This window comes from uncultured Streptococcus sp. (assembly GCF_963521255.1).
In the GTDB taxonomy this organism is placed as follows: Bacteria; Bacillota; Bacilli; order Lactobacillales; family Streptococcaceae; genus Streptococcus.
This window is the reverse complement of record NZ_CAUQTU010000010.1, coordinates 17758-38660: the sequence shown is the minus strand read 5'-3', so window position 1 is coordinate 38660 and position 20903 is coordinate 17758. Positions and strand designations below refer to the sequence as shown.

The 20903-nt window shown below is 37.2% G+C and carries 25 protein-coding genes; 20 read left to right on the top strand and 5 right to left on the bottom strand.

Translation table 11 applies throughout. From position 1 onward, the window contains the following. Positions 1-2 precede the first annotated feature (2 nt). The 15 genes from RWP09_RS07705 (at position 3) to RWP09_RS07635 (ending at position 9949) form a co-directional block, all read left to right on the top strand. Entirely contained in the window at positions 3-332 is a 330-nt protein-coding gene (locus tag RWP09_RS07705) for an Imm59 family immunity protein (protein ID WP_314436111.1), read from the top strand. Between the two features lie 51 nt (positions 333-383). Then, positions 384-827, top strand: coding sequence for a hypothetical protein (locus tag RWP09_RS07700; protein ID WP_314436109.1), 444 nt, complete (start codon positions 384-386; stop codon positions 825-827). Positions 828-836: 9 nt separating this feature from the next. Next, positions 837-1310 (top strand): SMI1/KNR4 family protein, encoded by a 474-nt coding sequence (locus tag RWP09_RS07695; protein WP_314436105.1) that lies wholly within the window; start codon positions 837-839, stop codon positions 1308-1310. Positions 1311-1403: 93 nt separating this feature from the next. After that, the gene (locus tag RWP09_RS07690; RefSeq protein ID WP_314436103.1) at positions 1404-1676 is read left to right on the top strand and encodes a hypothetical protein; all 273 of its coding nucleotides are present in this window, start codon (positions 1404-1406) and stop codon (positions 1674-1676) included. A gap of 91 nt (positions 1677-1767) precedes the next feature. After that, a complete protein-coding gene (locus RWP09_RS07685; RefSeq protein ID WP_314436101.1) occupies positions 1768-2169 on the top strand; it encodes a hypothetical protein in 402 nt (133 codons plus the stop codon). A 45-nt stretch (positions 2170-2214) separates the two neighbouring features. Further along, the gene (locus RWP09_RS07680) at positions 2215-2565 is read left to right on the top strand and encodes a hypothetical protein (protein WP_314436098.1); all 351 of its coding nucleotides are present in this window, start codon (positions 2215-2217) and stop codon (positions 2563-2565) included. Between the two features lie 29 nt (positions 2566-2594). Continuing rightward, positions 2595-3242: an Imm59 family immunity protein gene (locus RWP09_RS07675; RefSeq protein ID WP_314436095.1), complete on the top strand. Its 648-nt coding sequence runs from the start codon at positions 2595-2597 to the stop codon at positions 3240-3242. Between the two features lie 184 nt (positions 3243-3426). Next, positions 3427-4422, top strand: a complete 996-nt coding sequence (locus RWP09_RS07670) for an ADP-ribosylglycohydrolase family protein (RefSeq protein ID WP_314436092.1) — start codon at positions 3427-3429, stop codon at positions 4420-4422. Positions 4423-4543: 121 nt separating this feature from the next. Further along, positions 4544-5083, top strand: a complete 540-nt coding sequence (locus RWP09_RS07665; RefSeq protein ID WP_314436091.1) for a hypothetical protein — start codon at positions 4544-4546, stop codon at positions 5081-5083. A gap of 74 nt (positions 5084-5157) precedes the next feature. Continuing rightward, on the top strand, positions 5158-5820 hold the full coding sequence (locus RWP09_RS07660) for a DUF443 family protein (RefSeq protein ID WP_314436089.1): 663 nt from the start codon (positions 5158-5160) through the stop codon (positions 5818-5820). Between the two features lie 72 nt (positions 5821-5892). Beyond that, the gene (locus RWP09_RS07655; RefSeq protein ID WP_078352040.1) at positions 5893-6576 is read left to right on the top strand and encodes a DUF443 family protein; all 684 of its coding nucleotides are present in this window, start codon (positions 5893-5895) and stop codon (positions 6574-6576) included. A gap of 16 nt (positions 6577-6592) precedes the next feature. Beyond that, positions 6593-7474, top strand: a complete 882-nt coding sequence (locus RWP09_RS07650) for a hypothetical protein (protein ID WP_314436205.1) — start codon at positions 6593-6595, stop codon at positions 7472-7474. Positions 7475-7490: 16 nt separating this feature from the next. Then, complete coding sequence (locus RWP09_RS07645) at positions 7491-8387, top strand: hypothetical protein (protein ID WP_314436085.1); 897 nt, start codon at positions 7491-7493, stop codon at positions 8385-8387. A 4-nt stretch (positions 8388-8391) separates the two neighbouring features. Continuing rightward, positions 8392-9312, top strand: a complete 921-nt coding sequence (locus tag RWP09_RS07640; protein WP_314436082.1) for a hypothetical protein — start codon at positions 8392-8394, stop codon at positions 9310-9312. Continuing rightward, positions 9293-9949 (top strand): DUF6572 domain-containing protein, encoded by a 657-nt coding sequence (locus RWP09_RS07635; RefSeq protein WP_314436079.1) that lies wholly within the window; start codon positions 9293-9295, stop codon positions 9947-9949. The genes RWP09_RS07640 and RWP09_RS07635 overlap by 20 nt, the downstream gene beginning before the upstream one ends. Positions 9950-10105: 156 nt before the next feature. Here RWP09_RS07635 and yidA read toward each other — a convergent pair whose 3' ends face one another. After that, on the bottom strand, positions 10106-10912 hold the full coding sequence (gene yidA / locus RWP09_RS07630; protein WP_314436077.1) for a sugar-phosphatase: 807 nt from the start codon (positions 10910-10912) through the stop codon (positions 10106-10108). A gap of 12 nt (positions 10913-10924) precedes the next feature. Then, positions 10925-12229 carry an HD domain-containing protein gene (locus RWP09_RS07625; RefSeq protein ID WP_314436075.1) on the bottom strand — a complete coding sequence of 435 codons (1305 nt, stop codon included), beginning with the start codon at positions 12227-12229 and terminating at the stop codon, positions 10925-10927. A gap of 71 nt (positions 12230-12300) precedes the next feature. Here RWP09_RS07625 and RWP09_RS07620 point away from each other — a divergent pair, with 71 nt between their 5' ends. The 3 genes from RWP09_RS07620 to ffh all read left to right on the top strand — a co-directional run bounded on the left by RWP09_RS07620 (position 12301) and on the right by ffh (position 14684). Next, positions 12301-12678, top strand: a complete 378-nt coding sequence (locus RWP09_RS07620) for a DUF1934 domain-containing protein (RefSeq protein WP_314436073.1) — start codon at positions 12301-12303, stop codon at positions 12676-12678. Between the two features lie 90 nt (positions 12679-12768). Then, positions 12769-13101, top strand: coding sequence for a putative DNA-binding protein (locus RWP09_RS07615; RefSeq protein WP_000402066.1), 333 nt, complete (start codon positions 12769-12771; stop codon positions 13099-13101). Positions 13102-13112: 11 nt separating this feature from the next. Next, positions 13113-14684 carry a signal recognition particle protein gene (gene ffh / locus RWP09_RS07610; protein WP_049516599.1) on the top strand — a complete coding sequence of 524 codons (1572 nt, stop codon included), beginning with the start codon at positions 13113-13115 and terminating at the stop codon, positions 14682-14684. Positions 14685-14930: 246 nt separating this feature from the next. Here ffh and RWP09_RS07605 read toward each other — a convergent pair whose 3' ends face one another. Together RWP09_RS07605 and rsmG are read right to left on the bottom strand one after the other, a co-directional pair. Then, entirely contained in the window at positions 14931-16214 is a 1284-nt protein-coding gene (locus RWP09_RS07605; protein WP_314436065.1) for a solute carrier family 23 protein, read from the bottom strand. 252 nt (positions 16215-16466) lie between these two features. Further along, positions 16467-17180 (bottom strand): 16S rRNA (guanine(527)-N(7))-methyltransferase RsmG, encoded by a 714-nt coding sequence (gene rsmG, locus RWP09_RS07600; RefSeq protein ID WP_314436062.1) that lies wholly within the window; start codon positions 17178-17180, stop codon positions 16467-16469. 93 nt (positions 17181-17273) lie between these two features. Here rsmG and RWP09_RS07595 point away from each other — a divergent pair, with 93 nt between their 5' ends. Together RWP09_RS07595 and htpX are read left to right on the top strand one after the other, a co-directional pair. Further along, positions 17274-17834 carry a LemA family protein gene (locus RWP09_RS07595; protein ID WP_314436059.1) on the top strand — a complete coding sequence of 187 codons (561 nt, stop codon included), beginning with the start codon at positions 17274-17276 and terminating at the stop codon, positions 17832-17834. 1 nt (position 17835) lies between these two features. Then, positions 17836-18735: a zinc metalloprotease HtpX gene (gene htpX, locus RWP09_RS07590; protein ID WP_314436055.1), complete on the top strand. Its 900-nt coding sequence runs from the start codon at positions 17836-17838 to the stop codon at positions 18733-18735. Between the two features lie 151 nt (positions 18736-18886). Here htpX and RWP09_RS07585 read toward each other — a convergent pair whose 3' ends face one another. After that, the gene (locus RWP09_RS07585) at positions 18887-20446 is read right to left on the bottom strand and encodes an ATP-binding cassette domain-containing protein (RefSeq protein ID WP_314436052.1); all 1560 of its coding nucleotides are present in this window, start codon (positions 20444-20446) and stop codon (positions 18887-18889) included. Positions 20447-20903 lie beyond the last annotated feature (457 nt).

The window sequence follows — 20903 nt, the reverse complement described above, 5'->3', positions numbered from 1 at the left end:
AGATGAGAGATGAAGCCCAAGAACGTTTAGAACTGTTGTCAGCCATTCATGATTTAGGTTACGAGAGCTTGAGGTATTCTATCTTTAACGAATATGGTCCTAGTGAATGGGAAGTGGTAATCGAATATGACGATTCTAAGCAAGTGTACAATGTCTACGCTACCATGGATCGAGCAAGTTTTAATAAAAAATTGGAATTCTATAATTTTGAGGATGCTAAAAATAAATTTCTAGAAAAACTAGATCTTACTCTAGAAATAAATAAACTTTTTGTAGAAAATGGGGAAGTTCCTGAATACTCCTCTCCATTATGGGATAATGAAACAGAATAACAAGTGCTAAGATAAGTTAGAATCAATAAGATACAAATACAAGGAGATATTATGACACAATTCGAAGATAAATTTATGGAAGTTCAAGTAGGTATGATTTCGTTAGCAATGGAATATGTCCAAAATCAAGCAGAAAAAGTATATATCTATGCGATAGCGGACAGTTTGTATAGTTTTAAGCCATTTTATAAAATTAATGGTATTGTAATTGGAATGGAAAAAGTTAATGAAGTTGCGACAAAAAAAGTAGATGATTCTGATAATATGGCATTTGCTTTATTGAAATATGGAACTAAAGATATGCAGAAATTGCAGGAGGTTTGCCAAGAATATAATCGTGAACATCCGACTGAGATGTGGTTGATTTATGATGCACAGAAAAATACCCTTAATAGTCGCTATAGCTATGAAGGGCGTTATGAGAAGGATGAAGAATTGCTTCCACGTCTAGAGTTTGAAAAATGGTTTGAGGAAGTGAAAAGCGAGGAACAGTAGGAGAAGAATATGACACAACAAGATCAATCGATTATCTCCCCCTTGCCAACTGATGCGCTATTAAATGAAAGAGAAGTAGCGTGGAGAGTTAAACTGCCTGATGATTATAAGAATTTTATAATGAGAAAAAATGGTTTTCGCCCTTCCAAAAATTTATTTTCAGTAACAAATAGGTCCTTTTTAATCGAGCGATTCTTGTGTGTGTTAGAGAATTCAAAAGACAATCCACTTGGCATGTATGACATTGATGTTGTAATGTCCCAACTGGATGAAAGATTGTTTGTCCATGAAGATATTTTGGGATTTGAGTTGATTCCCATAGTAGCATTGTATGGTGGAGATTTTCTCTGTCTAAATTATGTCGAGAATTCCGAAAATCCAAGCATGTGTATCTGGTATCATGAGGAATCGTACGAGCTGGATCCTGCTATAGAGTTTGTAGCTAATAACTTTACAGAGTTTTTAGCTATGTTACAGGATTAGCAGTGTGATGAAAGGATATTGATTTAACAAGAATACGAAGAAACGATTAAAAGAATGATTAACGTAGGTATTCTCAGATGAAAGGTTGATACAATGCTAGAATATAAAAAACATCAGCTAATAGAAAATGGTGAAATTATCAAATCTTTTACATTTGAAATCCGAAATATAATTGAACACGGTGACGAATTTATTGTTTTATTGGAGATTCCTTTTGATAATGAGAGTGAAAAGAATAACATTTTAAGGATTGATGCGAGTGGAAATGTAGTCTGGACGATAAATAATAGTGGATACAGCAATAATAGTTATCCCTTTGAACAGATGACTTTGAGAGAAGACTGGCTTTATTCGACAGAAGATTAAAAGTCGATATAAAGACGGGGAAAATAGTTGATTTGACTCTATCAAAGTAATAGAAGTTTGAGAATTTCGAAAATATTTGGAGGTCTCGTAAATGAGCGAAGGTTACTTACCTACAAGAGATAGTTTAGGTTATCAGAATGTCAAACAAGTTTTAGAGAAAATTTTTTCGATTGACCTTGATACGATTGCCATTCATGAAGGAGAAGATGAAAATTTTAATTTTCCATTCGCGTATAAGGGATATCATATGACGATGGGGATATCATCAACCGGTAAAAATAGGCAATTGGAAGTTGGAGAGGGTGGCTTGTTTAACATTTGGTTCACTCAAATGGATGAACAGAGATTTTCAATCACTTTTTTATCCAAGGTTATTGATGTTAAGAGTATAAGAAGAGTGTATGGCCGTGATGAAAAGTCTGTTGAACACACCTTGCAACTATTGAAAGACTTTATAGATTCAGATAGAGCGGAAGTTTTATTAAAGAATTGACCAAATAGATTTTAAAGAAATGATGTCTTTGAGGAGAATAATATTTTGAAATTAAATGAAACCGATAAGTTTGCTGTAGAAACGAGCCGAATGATTCGAACTTATTTTGATCATAAGATGGATTCTTCTAGTATTTATGATGTTGTTGAAGAAGCCAACTATCATGCGTTTAAAATAGACTTTAAGTCTTACGATTACTTTACTATTGAATTTGATTATGAGAATGACCTCTGCGAGTTCTTCATTGTATTAACGAAAGAAGTGAACTTATCCCTGACCAAAGAGCCAGCTGTATACAGCCAAATAACAGATTGGGATGAATACCTAAAAGGAATCAAGGATGAGCTCGAGCTTCGTATTCCAGATAAGTTTTTAAAAGCCAAGGGATGGTTGTAGTCTCAAAATCTTAGAGGAGAAAAGGAACAATGTTTAATAGAGAGCAAGAACGATCGGAGCTTTTATCGGAGATTCAAAAACGAGGCTATGATAGTTTGAGATTTTCAATTTTCAATGACCATAATCCCTGGGAGTGGGAAACGAGAATTGAACTCAATCCTCAAACTCATAAGTATGAGGTATATTTAACAAGGGATAGGGCTGGAAAAGGAAGAGTTTTTGAGTATTCTGATTTTCCTGATGCAAAAGAAAAATTTTTGGAATTGTTAGACCATACCGTTTCAAGAAATAAGTACTATATTTCCAATGGCTTTGTGCCACAATATCCTTCTCCACTATGGGGTAAACTAGATATCGATATCGAAACTTTAAAAAATATAGTGGAAAAGGAGATTAAAGAACGAGGTCTTGAAAGCTTGTATTATGTCTTGTTTGATGAAGATAGCAGGAAACCGTGGGCAACACATTTGTTTTTTAAAAATGGTAAGTTTCAGATTAACAGTAGGGATGAACGCTCATATATTGTAGGGAAAACATGGGAGTTTAATACGATGAAGGAAGCAAAGGATGAATTCTTTAAGATTCTTAGTCAGACAGTTCATGCGGAACAGTTGGCAAATGAACTTGGCTTTTCACACCCCTATCCTTCGCCGCTATGGGACGAGGAAGGAAAATGATTTAATTTGAGGCAGGATATGTGAATTTTGTAAAAGATCTGTTTAGCTTTCTAGGTCATTGAGAACTAGCTAAAGTTTGGTTAGGACAAAAGAGAAGATAAATATGTTTCAGGGAAGAAATAATCAGCAGATAGTTGATGATAAAATTATTCTAAAAATGGATTTAATACAATAGGAGAAGACTATGAGATTAAAAGATAAATGGGAAGATGATTCAAATCAGTATAGAAGATATAATCTTAAACAAAAGATAAATTCGGTTATCTTTGGTCTAGCTATAGGTGATGCACTGGGAGTCCCTGTAGAGTTCAGAAATAGAGATACCTATCATATTTCAGATATGGTGGGTTATGGAACCTATAATCAACCAGCTGGTACCTGGTCAGATGATACTTCTTTATCCTTAGCACTTATTGAACACCTATGTGAGGATTCTGATTTGAATGGGTTGATGGATAAATTTGTAGCTTATCGTCAGGGCTACCTCACACCTTTTGGATACTGCTTTGATATTGGTGTTGCGACTAATCAGGCGATTGAACGGTATTTGGCAGGAGTCTCTCCAGAGAAATGTGGAGGAACTAGTGAGAGAGATAATGGCAATGGAGCTCTGATGAGGATATCTCCCTTAGCTTTGCTCTTATATGAAAATTTTGATTTCAGTTATAGATCAAAAATAATTGAGAAATATACTAAGCTGACTCATGCTCATCCAAGGTCTATCGTGGCATCTATTCTTTATGTCCAGCTTTTAATCGGTTTTCTTCTTAACATTCGTTTAGAAAAATTACTTTGTCAATCAAAACCTTATCTTGAAGATTATTTCAAGAAAAAATCAGAATACTGGGAAGAGTATCAGGAACATTTTAGAGAAATATTTGATAGAGAATTTTATCAAAAATCTATGGAAGATATTGCTTCCACAGGCTATGTTGTTGATACCTTGAAGGCTTGTCTCTGGTGTTTAGGTACAACAGATAGTTTTGAAGAAGCTGTTCTAAAAGCCATTAATCTTGGAGGGGATACAGATACCATCGGTGCCATTACAGGTACCTTGGCTGGAGCCCACTATCAACTGGAAGGCATCCCAGAAAAATGGATTTATCAGCTGGCTAATAGAGAATTGATTGACGAAAAATGTCGGCAATTACTAGAACACTTATATAAACAATCAAAATAGTTCTTATTATTGGGCCACAATTTATTGATAACTTTTTAAATTCTATTGAAAAGTAATGTTGTGATACTGTGGTTTCAATCTAATAGAAGAAAAAAATGGAATCTGTTTCGAGGAAATGATAATGTTTGATAATGAATATATTGTAAGTTTGAAAAGGTTTATCAGCAATGTCGAAATTGTTTCAATAAATAACAAGTTGCAGGCATATGATAATGTGGATATGATTTATATTCTAGAAAAAAGAGAAGACGAATTTTTCATTTTAGTAAATGAAAGAGGGGTTATTTTAGAATATTGTAAAATTAGTAACAAGGAGTTAGCGCAACTATATTTTGCTATATTTGTTAAAAGAGGAGTTACAGATTTTGAATTTCCACTGATGACTTTAATAAATGATATAGAAGATATTGAAATATTGAAAGAATACTTAACTAGAGAACAACTGGATGACTTTTATTCGGTTGATTCTAGAACTAAAGGAAAAATAAATTTTTCTACAAAATTAAACAAGATTTATTACATAGATGCAAGTGACAATGAATACAATCTATTTTGCCTGCCAAACAGAATATTTCAAACCTTCTATGTATCAATCGTAAAATTAAAAACTATTAAGGAATGGATGATTCAACTGAATGATGCAAATGGATTAGGAGATTAATATGATGCTACCTTGTTAGGGTATAGTTCAGAGGGAATAAGTAAAAGTGATTTGTTTGTGACTAATGAGAAATGATGGAAAAAATTCGTTTTACTTATGGAAATTTTCGTTATTTAGTATTTGAATTCAATCATCAATACTATTTACTTGATAGAAGGCCATGTCATTTGATAGGATATCTTTTTCCACCTATAAATTTGCTTTTCTTTCAACATGTGTATCCTATTACATCGGATGAGTACTGTAAAATAAAAGAAAAAAATGGACGTGATACAAAACTCACTGTTTCAGCTTCACTCGGTGCTGGACTGAGTGTCTTTTTATATAATTGGTTACGCGTGAACAAGATTGATATTACTAAGTATTTTGAAACGAATCTTTCAAGTTTTACGACAGTGGCACTCTTTTTAATGACTTTTCTTTTAACATATGTTCTGGTTGAATTATTTTACTATTCTCGGAAAAGAAGGATGGCCTCCTTGCTAGGGCGTGAACTTAGGCATTTACAATACTATAAAATCACGCCAGTAAAAATTGACTTTAAACAGTTGCTAGGATTTATAGTGGTTTTTGGTGGACTAGCATTTTTTATGTCCTTGTATTATTTTTACTCAGGGAACTTACTTTTTGGTTTAATGGCAAATGCCATCATCTTTCTATATTTATCGGCTTCTAATGTTGCATTTGGAACTGAAAGTCATCACTTATATAAAATAAATGATAAAATACTAAAATAAGATGTAGATTATATCGAGATACTCCTCATAGTTTGGAAGAACTCATGTTTTTTTAGATTAGTAAGGATTAGAATGCAAAAAATAAAATTATATTATAAAGGGAATCTTCGATACCTATTATTTCATTATCAGGGGAGACAGTATCTATTAGATAGATCTCCTAAACATTTTCTCGGATACTTCTGTTTGCCTCTAAACTGGTATTTTTATCAGAAAGTTTATGCTATTTCAGATGAAGAACTTGTTAAAATCGAAGAAAAAAACTCTAAGGCGAGCAAATTTATCCTTCCAACGTCATTAGCCGCAGGATTAGCAGTTTTTGTGAATGCCTGGGCTCGTATGAATCATATTGATTTATTTGCCAACTTTTATGTGAATCTTTCGATAGTAACTAGCTTGGTTTTAGTAGTTATTGGTCTATTATTGTCTTTTAGTTTGCTTCAACTTTTATATTCTAAAAAGAAAAAAACTTTGGAAAAATTACTCAATAGATCGTTGGAGCAATCTATTAATTTTAAGATAAAACCAGTAAATTCATTACGTTTTTATGTCAAAATGTTTCTATTGCGACTATGTATTTTTGCCTTAACTCTTATATTTGCTCTGGCATTCATATATTTGAAGAACATTAGCATGCTTTGTTTAATGATGTTAATAATGTTCATATTTCTAGGGACTGTCAACATTGCATTTGCACCTGGAGAAGAACGGGAATATGAGATAGTTGATGTTTTATCAAATCAAAGTAAAAATTAAATTTAGGTATCTGTTTATGAAAAAGAAATCAATTTTTAAAGCAAGTTTTGAGGAGAGTTTAAATTTATTAGATGATGGGTTTTTACAGTATCAGAAAAAAGATTATTATAATAAACTTGGGAAAGCCTTTAAGAAAGGGAGCCCCTCTTTTTGGTTTGGTATTAAAACTTTTATTTTTAGTCTGTTGTTTCCGATAGGTGCAAATTTCATGCTCCTTGCTGTTACCCTATCATTGCAAAATTCTGATCCTAAAGATTTAAGGTTACCAGTTTCTCAGTATCCTTTGCTAACAGTCGAGCTTTATTTGATTTGCTTGTTAATTTGGTTGTTATTGGTATTAATGGGTAAATTCTTTAAACGGACGTTTATTCTCCCTTATCGTTATCGATTTCATATTATAACTTTTATAATATGGTTTGTGTTTGAATTTAATCTGCTGGCAACAACTATGTCTTTACCTATATTATCAATATGGGGGATCTTAGTACTTTTTGGGCTTCAAGTATTGTTGACTTATGTAATGTTAAGAACAGAGGTTAGAAGTTTGAAAAAACGAATGTATGGAGAAGTTAAGTCACCTACCTTACTCGATAAAATTGCCAAAGGCCTTGCTATTTATGGAGCAGGTATATTGGGCTTGGCTGTGATTGTTAATTATATTTTCAAAGCTTTTTCTATTAATTTTTCCTCTTCCGTAACTCTTTTAGGTCTCTTTATATTTTGGATTCTATCAAATATTGGTGTAATCGCCATGATTGTATTCATGGAGTTTCCTTTCTTTTTAGAAGGCTATTACAAGTGGAAATACCCTGAAGAATACCGCGAGTGGGAAGGGAAAACAGTAGAAGAATGGTATGGAAAAAAATATTTAAAAAAACACAAGGAGTTATTAAAATAGGATTTAGGTGAAAAGTATGAAGAAGAAATCAATTTTTAGTGCAAGTTTTGAAGAAAGTCTTAATCTAGAAGATGATGGTTTTTTACAGTATCAGAAAGGAAATGTTTTCTCTAAGTTAGAAACATATTATAGGGAAGGAAAGTCTAAACTAGTTCTTCATATTCAGAATATTGTTTTCACTCTTATCGGTCCTGTCATTATAAACTTTATGATTCTTGTTTTCTCGCTGTCCTTGCACAACTCTGATCCTAAAGATTTAAGATTGCCTATCTATCAACATCCATTACTAACAGCTGAGGTATATCTAGTCTGTTTCTTAATTTGGGTATTTATCATATTGATTGGTAAAGTTTTTAGAAAAGCTTTTATACTGCCTTATCGTAATCATTTTCATGTCATCACATTTCTAATTTGGCTTAGTCTTGAATTTAATCTGTTAGCGATTGATATGTCATTACCAACTTTATCTATTTGGATGGTTGCTGCGATTTTTGTTTTTATTACTATATTAGCCTATTTTATGTTTAGCCTTGAAATTGAAAGTCTTACAAAACTGATGTATGGTAATGGAAGTGGCTCTTCTCTTCGAAACAAAATTGTCAATAAGATAGCGATTTATGGAATGAGTTTTTTGGGAATTGGAGTCATTATAAACTTTATTATAAAAAGTTTTTCCATAAAATTTTCAACTTTATTGGAAGGATTAGGTCTTTTGATAACATGGATTATCCTAAATATTGCTGTGATTGCTATGCTAATTTACATCGAATTTCCTAGTTATTTACAAGGATTCTACAAATGGAAATATTCCGAAGAATACCGTGAATGGGAAGGAAAATCAGTGGAAGAATGGTATGGAAAGAGATACTTGAAAAAGCACTCAGAATTAGTAGAAAAGAAGATTGAGGATTAAACTTATGACAAAAAAGTCACTATTTAAAGCAAGTTTTGAGTTGAGTTTAAATTTATTAGATGATGGCGTCTCAGGGAAATTTGCTCGGGACAATTACCAAGATGCTTTAAAAAAAGAGCAATTTAGAGGAACAAAAAAATCATATGTTTGGCTGGTAATTCTGACTTTCCTATTTATAATTGGTCCCAATTGGTTGATTATAGCTTTAAATGATTATTTATTTTACCATTCTGATCCTAGAGATTTAACAGTCCCTTTACCCGACATTAATTTTCTTCCGTACTGGGTATTTTGGATAGCACTTGCAATATGGCTTTTATTGATTATACTAGGGAAGCGATACAACCAGCAGTTTATTTTGATTTATAGGGGCCAATTCCATTTTATGGTTACCTTTATTATCTGGCTAGTTGTTGAACTCAATCTTTTTTCTCTAAACTTAATTTATGCAGTAGCTGGATTTTGGGGAATGTTCACTTTTGTAGGATTGATATTATTAATAATTATTTTAATGATTCTTTCTGAGTGTGAGTCATTAAGAATTTTGTTATATGGGACAACTCTAAAGAAAAGTTTTAGTGATAAATTCTTCGGCAAGATGTTTAGCATAATTGCCAAGTATGGTGGTTTGGTTGTAGCAATTTGGCTAGTCATTCGTATTTTTTTCTCAAGTTCGATGGAGAATAGGAATAATTTGATTGGAGGACTCGGTATTTTGGCTTCAATACTGATTCTTAATATTTTAGTTGCTGCTTTTGAAGTTTATTTCATGTTTCCCTATATGCTACAAGCCTACTATAAATGGAAATATCCTGAAGAATACCGCGAGTGGGAGGGAAAAACTTTAGAAGAGTGGTATGGAAAAAAATATTTAAAAAAATACAAGGAGCTAATAGCTATTAAAAATGAAGTCGATTTATACTAGTCAAAAAGATATGTTGGAAATTTGTCAAGATGGTGATAAGTATTTCTTGCGTTATCCAACTTTTAATATTACCTGCCCAGAAGTGATTAGAGAAATTCCCAAAGAAGCTGCAGATAGTTACATGTCGGGAGAACATGATGGTGAAGAATTAATTAATTATGCTAATTTCGGATTTTGGAAATTAAAAATTAGTCAAGAAGATGCTAACATACAATTTTTAAGAGATAATCCAGAATTTCTTCTTATTGATACAGATAGAAAGAGACACTATTTTTCCGAAAAAGAATTTGAAGAATTGTTATATAAAGCCATTGTTTCAGAACTAGAACCTAGCGAACTTGATGCAATTGGTATAGTTGATAGTCATTTAGAGCTTCTTCTGGTGGATCCAGTCGGCTGGCAGGAAGAAATAGAAGCAGTCCATCTTGAAATTCTGCAAGAAAAACTCAACAACTACATTTACTTCCTCGAAAGCAAGCAGTATGTGGAGCGATATGGCGATAACTTTGACCAAAAAGTCATCCATATCACATTCCAGTATTCTCCATCGGATAATGGATTGGCCTTTCTTGCTGCGGTTCAGAAAGTGTTGCAGCCTGCAGATATGAGCTTGAAGGTAGAATTACCAGAGTTATAAAGTCTCCATTTGATATAACAGCTGTTCATTTTGTTTTTGTACTCTCAAGATTTTAGTGACTGTGCAACAGCCATTCAATTTATTAATTTACTCTTATTATGACATGTTCATACTAAAAACCGCTCAGCTGAGCGGTTTTCGTCTATTCATACCCTTTTACAGTACCCATGTACGAATAGCATGGGCAACGCCGGATTCGTCATTTGTTTTGGTGATGTATTTGGCGATTTTTTTGAGTTCTGGATTTCCATTTTCCATGACAACGGGGTTTCCAACGACTTCCAGCATGGCACGGTCATTTTCTTCGTCACCGATAGCCATGGTTTCATCTTTGGTCAATCCTAGTTTTTCAGCCAAGTGAGTGATGGCTGAACCCTTATCTACATTCTTTTTAAGGAGTTCGAGGTAGAAAGGAGCGGATTTGTTGATGGAGTAGCGTTCGTAAAATTCGGCTGGAATCTTTTCAATGGCAGCATCGAGAATTTCTGGTTCATCGATAAACATACATTTGACAATTTCTTTGCCAGCCATTTCTTCAGGGGTGCGGTAGAAGATGGGCATGCTGACGAGGGTTGATTCGTGAACCGTATATTTTCCGATATTGCGATTAGCAGTATAGATACCATCCTTGGTAATGGCGTGCATGTGGACACCGAGTTTGCGACTGAGAAATTCCATATCTAGATAATCCTCATAGGTCAAGGATTCGCTGATAATCTTATGGCCAGTAGCAGTTTTTTGGACAAGGGCACCGTTGAAGGTCACAACATAGTCACCTTCATCTCTCAACTGCAGGTCGTCCAGAAGTTTGGCAACACCTGCGATAGGGCGGCCAGTTGCAATCACGACTTTGACACCAGCTTCTTTGGCATCTTGGATGGCAGAAAAGACTTCAGGAGTGATTTCCTTTTGGCTGTTGACTAGGGTTCCGTCGATATCGACGGCGATTAGTTTAATACTCATAAATTTCCTCTTCTAGTTTTTATTTGGGGTAAAATGATCGTTCTCAATCAAGTGTAAAAATTGCTGGGTGATACTTGCGAAGATGCTGTTTTGGTCCAACATTTCTTTCGGAAAATAGAAACGATTATCTCCGTGTCGACTGCCAGCAAGGGATTGGACGATAGGAGACAGGCTAGAGAGTTCGGCCAGTTCTCCATTTTTTTGTAAAATCTCAATCTGTGTCCGTGGATTTTCAGATTCGGGACGATAGATATCATAAGGGAGGTCAAAGTTCTTATGAATAGCAGTGTAATAGTCTGGATCAAAGCCGATATCCTCAACTAATTTTCTCATGCTGGCGAGTTGGTCTTGTTCCTCTTGTGAAAAGGTAATGGATTTAAAGACCTTGCGGTTGACAAAGCGTTGCGACAGGTCTGCAAGAATCTTATCAGGACTGGTCATCCAGAGCTGGAAGTAGGTATTCATCACACCATCATCCAGAGCCAGATAGTCAGACAAGGTCACATTTTTTTCAAAGAAAGGCAGGAGATGTGGAGATGTTCGTGCAAAGAAGTCCTTGTCTTTAGGATAGAGTTCCTTGGCACGTTTGAGAAGATTCTGTAGGAGAACTTCCATAGCGCGTGTTGCGGGGTGGAAATAAACTTGCATATACATCTGGTAACGACTGAGGACATAGTCTTCGATGGCATGCATGCCATTGCGCTGAAAGGCGATACCATTTTCGACAGGACGAATGACTCGGAGTATGCGAGTCAGGTCAAATTCCCCATAGGATGCTCCTGTAAAATAGGAGTCGCGCAAGAGATAATCCATGCGGTCCGCATCAATCTGACTGGAAATGAGTTGCACGACCTGCTTGTTAGGATAGGTATGGTCGATGACACTGGCTACTTTTTCTGGGAAATCGGGCGCTACTTGTAGTAAGACTTGGTGAATCTCTGTCTCAGGACTTTGAATAATCTCCTGAGTAATGGCTTCATGGTCTGTATCAAAGAGATGTTCAAAAGTATGGGAGTAAGCACCATGCCCAAGGTCATGTAGGAGAGCAGCTGTCATGGTCAAGAGGGACTCGGCAGGATTCCATTCTTCAGGATATTTTTCTTCAAAAATCTCTGTGATGCGTCGTGCAATTTCATAGACTCCTAGACAGTGAGAGAAGCGACTGTGTTCTCCACCGTGGAAGGTATAACTGGAAGTTCCCAGTTGTTTGATCCGGCGCAAACGCTGAAATTCTTTTGTATTAACCAAGTCATAGATGATTTGATTATTGACATGGATGTAGTTGTGAACTGGGTCACGGAATACTTTTTCGTTCATATGACCATTATAGCAAAAAGCTAGAGTTTTTGGTAAAATAGTAGGACAAGAGAGAAGAAAGAGGACCTGATGTGAAGATTCGGATGCGAAATACGATTCAGTTTGATGAGCAGTTGGAAGTGATTGACCAGCTTTATGATGTAGCAGTGCATGAGAAGGGAGATTATAGCTATTTGCTTTTCTACAATGAGGAAAAGGAAAAAGTAGTGATTAAATTCCATGGTCAGGAACTGGTGATGAGCCGATTTTCCAATCCCAAGACCATTATGAGATTTCTAAAGGATAGTGATAGTTTAGCCTATATCCCCACACCTATGGGCATGCAGGAGTTTATTATCCAAACGAATCGCTATCAAGTGGATGGACAAAAGATTTATTTAGACTATCAACTACAAAATCAAGAGGGACACCCCTTTGCCAGCTATCAATTGGAAATTACTTGGGGCTAGTCTCTTGTCTTTTTCAAATTTAGCTTGCTATCTTCTCGGATGAGCTTGCTAATGTGGTAGATTGGGCTAATTTTTGGTATAATAAAAGTTATGGAAATTGAAAAAACCAATCGAATGAATGCGCTCTTTGAATTTTATGCGGCGCTTTTGACAGATAAGCAAATGAATTATATAGAGCTCTACTACGCTGATGATTACAGCCTTGCTGAGATTGCCGAGGAGTTTGGTGTCAGTCGTCAGGCTGTTTATGACAATATCAAGCGGACAGAAAAGATTCTGGAAGATTATGAGATGAAATTACACATGTACTCGGACTACATTGTCCGCAGTCAGATTTTTGACCAGATTTTGGAGCGCTATCCCAAGGATGACTTTCTGCAGGAGCAGATAGAAATTTTAACAAGCATTGATAATAGAGAATAAGAGGAAGAAACATGGCATTTGAAAGTTTAACAGAACGTTTGCAGAACGTCTTTAAAAATCTACGTAAAAAAGGAAAAATCTCTGAATCTGATGTCCAAGAGGCAACCAAAGAAATTCGCTTAGCCTTGCTCGAGGCCGACGTTGCCTTGCCTGTTGTAAAGGACTTTATCAAGAAAGTACGTGAGCGTGCAGTCGGGCATGAGGTCATTGATACCCTTAATCCTGCACAACAAATTATTAAAATCGTTGATGAGGAACTGACAACCGTTTTAGGTTCTGATACGGCTGAGATTATCAAGTCACCTAAGATTCCAACCATCATCATGATGGTCGGTTTGCAGGGGGCTGGTAAAACAACCTTTGCTGGTAAATTGGCCAACAAACTCAAGAAAGAAGAAAATGCTCGTCCATTGATGATTGCGGCGGATATCTATCGTCCAGCTGCCATTGACCAGCTTAAGACCTTGGGGCAACAAATTGATGTGCCTGTCTTCGCTCTTGGGACAGAGGTTCCAGCTGTTGAGATTGTTCGTCAAGGTTTGGAACAAGCCCAAGCCAATCATAACGACTATGTCTTGATTGATACGGCAGGTCGTTTGCAGATTGATGAGCTTTTGATGAATGAACTTCGTGACGTGAAAGCATTGGCTCAACCAAACGAAATTCTGCTCGTCGTTGATGCCATGATTGGTCAAGAAGCGGCCAATGTTGCGCGTGAGTTTAATACTCAGTTAGAAGTAACTGGGGTTATCCTTACCAAGATTGATGGCGATACTCGTGGTGGTGCTGCTCTATCTGTTCGTCACATTACTGGAAAACCAATCAAGTTCACTGGTACAGGTGAAAAGATTACGGACATTGAAACCTTCCACCCAGACCGCATGTCTAGCCGTATCCTTGGCATGGGGGATATGCTCACTTTGATTGAGAAAGCTTCTCAAGAATACGATGAGCAAAAAGCCCTTGAAATGGCTGAGAAAATGCGTGAGAATACCTTTGATTTCAATGATTTCATTGATCAATTGGATCAGGTGCAAAATATGGGGCCAATGGAAGACTTGCTCAAGATGATTCCAGGTATGGCCAATAATCCAGCCCTTCAAAACATGAAGGTGGATGAGCGCCAGATTGCGCGCAAACGTGCCATTGTGTCTTCCATGACACCTGAAGAGCGTGAAAATCCAGATTTGTTAAATCCAAGCCGTCGCCGTCGTATCGCAGCTGGTTCTGGAAATACATTTGTCGAAGTCAATAAATTCATCAAAGACTTTAACCAAGCTAAACAGCTTATGCAGGGTGTTATGTCTGGAGATATGAACAAGATGATGAAGCAGATGGGAATCAATCCAAACAACCTTCCAAAAAATATGCCAAATATGGGAGGAATGGATATGTCTGCCCTTGAAGGAATGATGGGACAAGGCGGTATGCCTGACTTGTCAGCGCTTGGAGGAGCAGGAATGCCAGATATGAGCCAGATGTTTGGTGGCGGACTCAAAGGTAAAATCGGTGAATTTGCCATGAAACAGTCTATGAAACGCATGGCTAACAAAATGAAAAAAGCGAAGAAGAAACGCAAGTAAGACAAGGGAAGGCTGCAGGGCTTTCCTTTTTTGGAAAGAAGAAAAACGAGCACTTCCGTAGTTGGAAATGCTCGTTTTTGATGTATTTAGACTCTTATACTCAATAAAAATCAAAGAACAAACTAGGAAACTAGCCGCAGGTTGCTCAAAACACTGTTTTGAGGTTGTGGATAGAACTGACGAAGTCAGTAACCATATCTACAGCAAGGCGACGTTGACGTGGTTTGAAGAGATTTTCGAAGAGTATTAGTCTTTATTTTCGTATGGCAAGATCAAGTTCAAGATGATTCCTGTCATGGCTGATAGGGCAGTACCTGAAAGTGTAACTGGACCAAGTTTAAGGATAGCTCCTCCAAGTCCAAGGACCAACATAGCACTTGCGATGATTAGGTTACGCATTTGACCAAAATCAACACGTTCTTTGATCAAGACTTTCAAACCGTTGCTGGCGATAACCCCATAGAGAAGGATTGACATACCACCAAGTACAGCATTTGGAATGGTTGAAATCAAGGCAGTAAATTTACCAAGGAAACTAAGGGCAATCGCGATGAAGGCAGCGTTACGGATAACTGAGACAGAAGCAATACGAGTCATACCGATAACCCCTGTATTTTCTCCGTAAGTTGTATTGGCTGGTCCACCAAGGAAGGCAGAAACAGAAGTTGCGATACCGTCACCAAGAAGAGTACGGTGAAGACCTGGTTCTTTCAAGAATTGACGACCACAGATTTGACCCAAAACAGTATGGTCTCCGATATGTTCAGAAATTGTTACGATAGCGATTGGCAAGATAGCGATAGTTTCTGGACCGAAGTAAAGATTGTACTCTTCAAAGGCACCACCTGTACTAAATGGCAAGTAGAAACCAGGAATTTCAAACCAGTTGGCTTTAAGAACTGGTGTAAAGTCAACCAAGCCAAGGGTTAGTGCGAAGAGGTAACCACCGATAATGGCAAAGAGGAATGGAATGATTCGTAGGAAGCCTTTTCCTTTTGTATTGATAAAGGCAGCAATCAAGAAAGTAACAACTGCTACAAGTGCATTTTTCCAATTTCCATCCGCTACAAGACCAGCGTTTGTAACAGCTGAACCTGCAAGTCCAAGACCGATAACGATGATCATAGGTCCGATGATGATTGGTGGCAAGAGTTTATCAATCCATTTTGTACCCGCAAAACGAACACCAGCAGCGACAAGCACATAGATAAAACCTGTAAGGATAACCCCTGTTTGGGCAGCTGATACATCCCCTCCTAGTTCCTTCATAGCTAGGGACATAGCTGTGATAAAGGCGAATGATGATCCTAGATAAACTGGAACTCTAAAACCAGTTGCGATCATGTAGATGAGTGTTCCAACACCTGAAGCAAAAAGGGCAACAGATACAGGCATTCCCAAAATCAAGGGTACCAAGATGGTCGCACCAAACATGGCGAAAACGTGTTGGAAACTAAGGAGAATTCCTTTTCCAGCCGAAGGACGTTGGTCAACGTCTAGTAACAAATCAACAGTTGATTCTTGTTTCATATAAACCTCACTTTTGGGCATCAAAAAAGAGCCCATTATTTTACAGCAATAGGCCCTCAGAGTAAGACTTCTCTAAAATCTAGACTTTAAAGAGTTTCAAGTATTTCTGTGTCTTCGTCACCTCACGGGATGACATTAAAAACCTTTGCTTAGGATAGTATAGCAGAAAAAAATGATTTTGTAAATCATTTTTTCCCGAGCCCGAAAATAAGAGAGCGAGGTTTACTTTGTAAATATTTTTTACTAAAAAATTTAAAGCGGACGTTTGTTGGGCATGCCAGCCTTACGTGGATATTTATTTGGTGTTTCTTTTTTCTTTTCCACCACTGTGATATAACGCGGATCTCCATTTGGTAGGGCGTAGTTGAGATTGTCTTCGACTTTACTGAAGAGGAGGTTGAGGGCATTCTTAGCTTCTAATAATTCCTCAGGCGCATTGCTAGCCTTGAGTGCCAATAGTTTTCCGCCAACTTTAAGGTAGGGAATAGTCAATTCAGACAAGACCTGCATGCGGGCAACCGCACGAGCTGTTACAAAATCATATTGAGCACGGAAGTTCTTGTCTTGGGCAAAATCTTCGGCACGTCCATGGTAGAAATGAACACCGTCCAAATCCAGTTCTTGAGCCAAAAGTTGGAGGAAGTTGATGCGCTTATTGAGTGAATCAATGATGGTCACATCTAACTGAGGATAGAGAATTTTCATTGGTAGACTAGGAAATCCTGCCCCAGCTCCAATATCAAGCAATTTGATAGTTTCATTGGGAATCAAACCTTGAAGAATAGGTGCAATCGAATCGTAAAAATGTTTGAGATAAACTTCTTCCTTGTCTGTAATGGCTGTTAAATTAATCTTTTCATTCCACTCGACCAAGAGCTCAAAATAGCGTTCAAATTGTTTTTTTTGCTGGTCCGAAAGTGGAAGACTTTGCTCGGCAAGCAAGTTGTAAAATGTTTCTGGTTTCATAGTTATTTCCTTCTTTAGTATCATCTTATTTTACCACAATCATTAAAAATTTGATATACTGGTACTAATCTAAAAGTAGAAAGGACTTATATAATGACTTGGATTATTCTTGGAGTTATCGCTCTTGTTGTTATTTTTGTGATTGTTAGCTATAACGGTTTGGTTAAGAATCGTATGCAAACAAAGGAGGCTTGGAGTCAGATTGATGTTCAGTTGAAACGTCGAAATGATCTCTTGCCAAACTTGATTGAGACTGTAAAAGGTTATGCCAAATATGAAGGTTCTACCCTTGAAAAGGTGGCAGAACTACGTAACCAAGTGGCAGCAGCGACTTCACCAGCAGAAGCTATGAAAGCTAGTGATGCCCTTACTCGTCAGATTTCAGGTATTTTTGCAGTTGCAGAAAGCTATCCAGATTTGAAAGCCAGTGCCAACTTTGTTAAATTGCAAGAGGAGTTGACAAACACAGAAAATAAAATTTCTTACTCCCGTCAACTCTACAACAGTGTTGTCAGCAACTACAATGTAAAATTAGAAACTTTCCCAAGCAATATTATCGCTGGAATGTTTGGATTTAAAGCAGCAGATTTCCTTCAAACTCCAGAAGAGGAAAAGGTAGTACCTAAAGTTGATTTTAGCGGTTTAGGTGACTAAGATGTTGTTTGATCAAATTGCAAGCAATAAACGAAAAACCTGGATTTTATTGCTGGTATTTTTCCTACTCTTAGCTCTTGTTGGCTATGCGGTTGGTTACCTCTTTATGCAGTCTGGACTTGGTGGTTTGGTTATCGCACTGATTATCGGCTTTATCTACGCTTTGTCCATGATTTTTCAATCGACAGAGATTGTCATGTCAATGAATGGAGCGCGTGAGGTGGATGAACAAACGGCACCAGACCTCTACCATGTAGTGGAAGATATGGCTATGGTTGCTCAGATTCCTATGCCCCGTGTTTTCATCATTGATGATCCAGCCTTAAATGCCTTTGCGACAGGTTCTAACCCTCAAAATGCGGCGGTTGCTGTGACGTCAGGTCTCCTAGCTATCATGAATCGTGAAGAACTAGAAGCTGTTATGGGACATGAAGTCAGTCATATTCGTAATTACGATATCCGTATTTCGACTATTGCTGTCGCCCTTGCTAGTGCTATCACCATGCTTTCTAGCATGACAGGTCGTATGATGTGGTGGGGTGGCGCAGGTCGCAGACGAAGTGACGATGACCGAGATGGAAATGGCTTAGAGATCATTATGCTAGTGGTTTCCCTACTAGCTATTGTGCTGGCACCTCTCGCTGCAACCTTGGTACAACTAGCTATTTCTCGTCAGAGGGAATTCCTAGCTGATGCTTCCAGTGTTGAGTTGACGCGCAATCCTCAAGGGATGATTACTGCTCTCCATAAGTTGGATAATAGTAAACCGATGAGTCGTCCTGTAGATGATGCTAGTAGTGCACTTTATATAAATGATCCCAAGAAAGGGGGAGGGTTCCAAAAACTCTTTTACACCCACCCACCTATCTCAGAACGGATTGAACGTTTAAAACATATGTAAAATGAAGGCTGAGAAAAAGCCTTTAAAATCTGACAAACGCATAATATCAGGTGTGCAAAAAACTTGATAGTATGCGTTTTATTGTGGGAAGATTTACTTCTTTTTCTCCTAAAATTGTGTTTTTGTCCCACCTATCTGCTATGTTGCAAATTTATAAATCTTCTAAATTAACTACCTCCAAATCGTGTTCTGTTAAGCGATAGATGATTGAACAGACCTCTTTTAAGAAACGACGGTCATGCGAAACAGTGATGATTCCGCCTGGATAGGTTGCAAAGAGTTTTCTGATTTGGGGTTGAGAAGTTGGAGAAAAGTTTCGTGTAGGTTCATCCAGTAGGAGAAAGTTTGGTTTGCGCAAGACTAAATCCAAAAGCAGGAGTTTACCCTGTTGCCCGCCAGATAAGGAGCAAATTTGATGCTGCATTTCCGGATAACTGAAATTGAGACTAGCTAGATGAGATTGGATTTTCTGAAGTTCCTCTTTTTCTCCAGTTTTGCGGAGATAGGCTAGTGGTGATAAATCCAATTGTAGTTTTTTGTGGTAATCTTGTGGCATAAAACCAAGAGCAATCTCTCTTTTGGTACTTAATAGTTGCTGTAACTTGGCTAACAGAGTTGATTTCCCCATACCATTTGGGCCGATGATACCGATTCTTTCTTGTCCACGGACAGTTAGTTGTAGTTCTTGCACCAAAATTCGCTCGCCAATGGACAAATTTTCTTTTTCCAGTTGGATTAAGACTTTAGATGCCGGTAATGGTTGGATGTCTGAGAAGAAAAGTCTGATTTCTTCCTCTTCAAGTGGTTTTTGGGTCATGGACTTAGCTGCCCTTTCGTAGCGTTTTTCTTGTGAGAGGACAGTTTTCATCTTTTTAGCCAATAGGCGACCGGCAGTACTGTCTTTGGTAGCTCGAAGTGCATTTTCTACATTTTGCTTGACTCGCCGATGTTTTTCCATAGTTTTGTCATAGGCTCTCTGGTCGTTAGCAGCTTGTTGGCTTTGTCTGGCAAAATTAGCCTTTCTCTGCTCGCTGTAGCGATCATAGTCCAAATGCTCTACTAGTGTTTCCGCTTCTTTCCGATGCTTGACCAGTCGTAAGTGGACGATAGTATCTGCCGTTTGAGAAAGGAAGTCTTCATCATGAGAAATGAAAATAACAGTTTGCCTAATCTTTTGAATCTGACCTTTTAGCCAATCAACCGTCTCAAAGTCTAGGTCATTTGAAGGTTCATCTAAAAATAGAATTTCAAAGGGTTTAGCTAATTCATGGATGAGCTGAATTTTCAAAGATTCGCCGCCCGAAAGGCTCCCAATCTCTTGATCGCTAGCGAAACGATCACTATCAAAATGCAACTCCTCCGCCAAACGATAAAGAATACTGTACTCTAAATCAGCAGAATCCAAAAAGAAGTAGTCATGTAGAGTTTTCTTTTTCAGGTCCTCGGGGAGTTTTTGAGGAATGTAGGCCAGTGACTGATAGTCAGACTGGATGTCTCCCTTGATAGTGAAATCAGACAAAGCTTCCCCCATTAAAATTTTAAGTAAGGTTGATTTGCCATTTCCTTCTTCTCCAATAATAGCTACCTTTTCCCCGTCTTGGATGGTCATGTTTAAGTCAGAGACAAGTTCTCGTAAATCTTTGTTTTGTGTGATGGTTAGATGATTGATGTTTATCATATGATTGCCCTTTCTAGAATGTCGATAGTGCATAACAAAAAGCTCTACTTTACCTAGTAGAGCCTAAAGTCAATGTCAAAAAAACTCTATTATCCTCGTTGAAAAGCTCGTCAAACTAGCTTGGAGCTGCCCAACCCAAGAGGAGCATAGCTTTCTAGTTTTTTGATTTTCAATGAGGACAAGATACTAGAAAATCTAGTATAAAAAGAGCACACAAAAAGAGACAAAAACAAGATCTACTAAATAAAGGTTCTTTATTTGATAGACTTAGTTGTTCATGTCTCCCTTACCTCCGAGTATTAGTACCTTTATCCTATACCTTTCAGGATATTTTGTCAACAGAAAACTGGAAAATCCAAGTTCTAAAATCCGAGTGGTAAGCATTAGTAATGAGTTCTTTGTTTTCCCTAGGGGTATCCTCCTTTATATCATGTATTCTTGCCTATAGTATATCACTAAAAAATATATCATAGTAAATATGTCAAAAACC

What these genes read in the sequence shown, in the direction of transcription:
- RWP09_RS07705 (WP_314436111.1), top strand. Translation starts at nt 3, where the DNA reads ATGAGAGATGAAGCCCAAGAACGTTTAGAACTGTTGTCAGCCATTCAT.
- RWP09_RS07700 (WP_314436109.1), top strand. Translation starts at nt 384, where the DNA reads ATGACACAATTCGAAGATAAATTTATGGAAGTTCAAGTAGGTATGATT.
- RWP09_RS07695 (WP_314436105.1), top strand. Translation starts at nt 837, where the DNA reads ATGACACAACAAGATCAATCGATTATCTCCCCCTTGCCAACTGATGCG.
- RWP09_RS07690 (WP_314436103.1), top strand. Translation starts at nt 1,404, where the DNA reads ATGCTAGAATATAAAAAACATCAGCTAATAGAAAATGGTGAAATTATC.
- RWP09_RS07685 (WP_314436101.1), top strand. Translation starts at nt 1,768, where the DNA reads ATGAGCGAAGGTTACTTACCTACAAGAGATAGTTTAGGTTATCAGAAT.
- RWP09_RS07675 (WP_314436095.1), top strand. Translation starts at nt 2,595, where the DNA reads ATGTTTAATAGAGAGCAAGAACGATCGGAGCTTTTATCGGAGATTCAA.
- RWP09_RS07670 (WP_314436092.1), top strand. Translation starts at nt 3,427, where the DNA reads ATGAGATTAAAAGATAAATGGGAAGATGATTCAAATCAGTATAGAAGA.
- RWP09_RS07665 (WP_314436091.1), top strand. Translation starts at nt 4,544, where the DNA reads ATGTTTGATAATGAATATATTGTAAGTTTGAAAAGGTTTATCAGCAAT.
- RWP09_RS07660 (WP_314436089.1), top strand. Translation starts at nt 5,158, where the DNA reads ATGGAAAAAATTCGTTTTACTTATGGAAATTTTCGTTATTTAGTATTT.
- RWP09_RS07655 (WP_078352040.1), top strand. Translation starts at nt 5,893, where the DNA reads ATGCAAAAAATAAAATTATATTATAAAGGGAATCTTCGATACCTATTA.
- RWP09_RS07650 (WP_314436205.1), top strand. Translation starts at nt 6,593, where the DNA reads ATGAAAAAGAAATCAATTTTTAAAGCAAGTTTTGAGGAGAGTTTAAAT.
- RWP09_RS07645 (WP_314436085.1), top strand. Translation starts at nt 7,491, where the DNA reads ATGAAGAAGAAATCAATTTTTAGTGCAAGTTTTGAAGAAAGTCTTAAT.
- RWP09_RS07640 (WP_314436082.1), top strand. Translation starts at nt 8,392, where the DNA reads ATGACAAAAAAGTCACTATTTAAAGCAAGTTTTGAGTTGAGTTTAAAT.
- RWP09_RS07635 (WP_314436079.1), top strand. Translation starts at nt 9,293, where the DNA reads ATGAAGTCGATTTATACTAGTCAAAAAGATATGTTGGAAATTTGTCAA.
- yidA (WP_314436077.1), bottom strand. Translation starts at nt 10,912, where the DNA reads ATGAGTATTAAACTAATCGCCGTCGATATCGACGGAACCCTAGTCAAC.
- RWP09_RS07625 (WP_314436075.1), bottom strand. Translation starts at nt 12,229, where the DNA reads ATGAACGAAAAAGTATTCCGTGACCCAGTTCACAACTACATCCATGTC.
- RWP09_RS07615 (WP_000402066.1), top strand. Translation starts at nt 12,769, where the DNA reads ATGGAAATTGAAAAAACCAATCGAATGAATGCGCTCTTTGAATTTTAT.
- ffh (WP_049516599.1), top strand. Translation starts at nt 13,113, where the DNA reads ATGGCATTTGAAAGTTTAACAGAACGTTTGCAGAACGTCTTTAAAAAT.
- RWP09_RS07605 (WP_314436065.1), bottom strand. Translation starts at nt 16,214, where the DNA reads ATGAAACAAGAATCAACTGTTGATTTGTTACTAGACGTTGACCAACGT.
- rsmG (WP_314436062.1), bottom strand. Translation starts at nt 17,180, where the DNA reads ATGAAACCAGAAACATTTTACAACTTGCTTGCCGAGCAAAGTCTTCCA.
- RWP09_RS07595 (WP_314436059.1), top strand. Translation starts at nt 17,274, where the DNA reads ATGACTTGGATTATTCTTGGAGTTATCGCTCTTGTTGTTATTTTTGTG.
- htpX (WP_314436055.1), top strand. Translation starts at nt 17,836, where the DNA reads ATGTTGTTTGATCAAATTGCAAGCAATAAACGAAAAACCTGGATTTTA.
- RWP09_RS07585 (WP_314436052.1), bottom strand. Translation starts at nt 20,446, where the DNA reads ATGCACTATCGACATTCTAGAAAGGGCAATCATATGATAAACATCAAT.